The 2,184-nt window shown below is 51.8% G+C and carries 1 protein-coding gene; it reads left to right on the top strand.

Annotation, left to right across the window (positions count from 1 at the left end; all coding sequences use genetic code 11):
- Positions 1–17 precede the first annotated feature (17 nt).
- Positions 18–2,168 (top strand): M3 family metallopeptidase, encoded by a 2,151-nt coding sequence (locus tag ACTF5Z_RS11930; RefSeq protein ID WP_438985829.1) that lies wholly within the window; start codon positions 18–20, stop codon positions 2,166–2,168.
- The last annotated feature ends 16 nt before the right edge of the window (positions 2,169–2,184 follow it).

Below are 2,184 nucleotides of genomic sequence, written 5' to 3'. Positions count from 1 at the left end.
TCTGCAAGGACTTACCTATGAAAACTTCTATTTTGGCCGTCTCCGTGCTCAGCGCAGCACTATTAGCCGGCTGCAATACCGACACGAACAACGAGGCACCGGCACCCGCTATGGCATCAGACAACCCGTTTTTAACGCCTAGTACGCTCTACATGCAGTATCCACCCTTCGATAAAATCGAAAACGAGCACTACAAACCCGCCATGGAAATCGGCATGAGGGAACATATCGCCGAAATCGAGGCCATCGCGTCAAATCCAGACGCCCCCACCTTCGAGAACACGGTTTTAGCGCTTGAAGACGCGGGCGACACCTTGGCTAGAGTTTCTCGAGTGTTTTACTCCTTAGCCTCGGCGCACACAAACGATGACATCGAAGCAATTCGCGCCGAAATGGCTCCGGTGATGTCTGCGCACAGCGATGCCATTTTATTGAATGGCGATTTGTTCGCGCGAATCAAAACCGTATACGAACAGCGAAATGACCTTGGTCTTGAGTCAGAAGCTATGCGCTTGATAGAAGAAAACTACAAAGACTTCGTGCTTTCCGGCGCGACACTTGATGATGAGGCAAAAGAAAAACTCAAGGCCATTAATGCGCGTCTTGCCAAGCTTGGCACCGATTTTAGTCAAAACGTTCGCAATGAGGTCAACGCCAAGGCCATTGTCGTAGACTCTGCAGAAGAACTGGATGGCCTGAGCTCCAACCAAATAGCAGCAGCCAAGAAAGCAGCCGAAGCGCGTGACATGCCTGAAAAATGGGTACTTCCTTTACTGAACACCAGCGGTCAGCCTGCACTTTCAAGCCTGACTAACCGCGAGTTGCGCCAGCGCATCCATCAAACATCGCTGGGTCGCGGTTCTGACGGCGGTGAATTTGACAACACCGCCATCATTGCAGAAGTCATGAAGTTGCGTGCAGAGGCAGCCCAGCTATTGGGTTTTGAAAACCATGCGGACTATCGACTGCAAACCCAAACTGCAGGCTCGGTCGAAGCCGTTAACGAACGCTTAGCAAGTTTAGCCCCACCGGCCGTTGCCAACGCCAAGCGTGAGGCGGCTGATATTCAAGCCATGATCGACGCGGAAGGCGGCGATTTTGAAGTCGCATCGTGGGATTGGGATTACTACACCGAAAAAGTGCGCGCGGCCAAATATAGCTTTGATGAGTCACAGCTCAAGCCCTACTTTGAAATGAATAATGTTCTGACCAAAGGCGTGTTCTATGCCGCTGAGCAAGTATTCGGCATCACCTTTAAAGAGCGCACTGACCTACCGGTCTACCAAGAGGATGTGCGTGTTTGGGAAGTGTTTAATGCCGATGGTTCAACGCTTGCTCTGTTTATTCAAGACTTTTACGCACGAGAATCAAAACGCGGGGGCGCTTGGATGAATGCCTATGTGTCACAGTCGCATCACGATGGCACTCAACCCGTAGTGGCAAATCACCTCAACATCCCCAAACCTGCAGACGGCGAACCGACGCTGCTAACGTGGGATGAAGTGACCACCATGTTCCACGAATTCGGCCACGCTTTACACGGCATGTTTTCTAACGTCCAGTACCGCTCGCTCTCAGGCACATCTGTACCACGTGACTTCGTAGAATACCCCTCCATGGTCAACGAAATGTGGGCAGTTTGGCCAGAGGTCCTGAAAAACTACGCGGTGCATTATGAGACCGGCGAGCGCATGGATCCCGCTTTACTTGATAAATTGCTGAGCACCGGACAATTCAATCAGGGCTTTGCGACCACTGAATATCTCGCGGCATCGTTACTTGATCAGGCCTGGCACCAGCTGACCCCCGAGGAAGTACCAGCTGCCTCAGACGTTATGGCCTTTGAGGCAAAAGCGTTGGCAGATGCTGGCGTAGACTTTGCGCCCGTTCCGCCTCGTTATCGTACGCCTTACTTCTCACACATCATGGGCGGCTACTCGGCAGGCTATTATTCTTACATCTGGAGTGAAGTATTAGATGCCGATACGGTCGAGTGGTTTAAAGAAAACGGCGGTATGCTGCGCGAAAATGGCGACCACTTCCGCGACACGCTGTTATCTCGCGGCGGATCGGCTGAAGCAATGTCCTTATTCCAGAACTTCCGGGGGCGCACACCAGACATCACACCGCTACTGAAACGACGTGGTTTGATGACAGAAGAGAAATAACCGAAGTCTTAAGGTT

The organism is Aequoribacter sp. (genome assembly GCF_965659035.1).
GTDB lineage: Bacteria > Pseudomonadota > Gammaproteobacteria > Pseudomonadales > Halieaceae > Aequoribacter.
Note: the sequence above shows the minus strand (reverse complement) of the source record. Positions and strands in the feature narration are given on the sequence as shown.

Bases quoted from the DNA above. Each gene is read 5' to 3' on its own strand.
- ACTF5Z_RS11930 (WP_438985829.1), top strand. From the start codon at position 18: ATGAAAACTTCTATTTTGGCCGTCTCCGTGCTCAGCGCAGCACTATTA.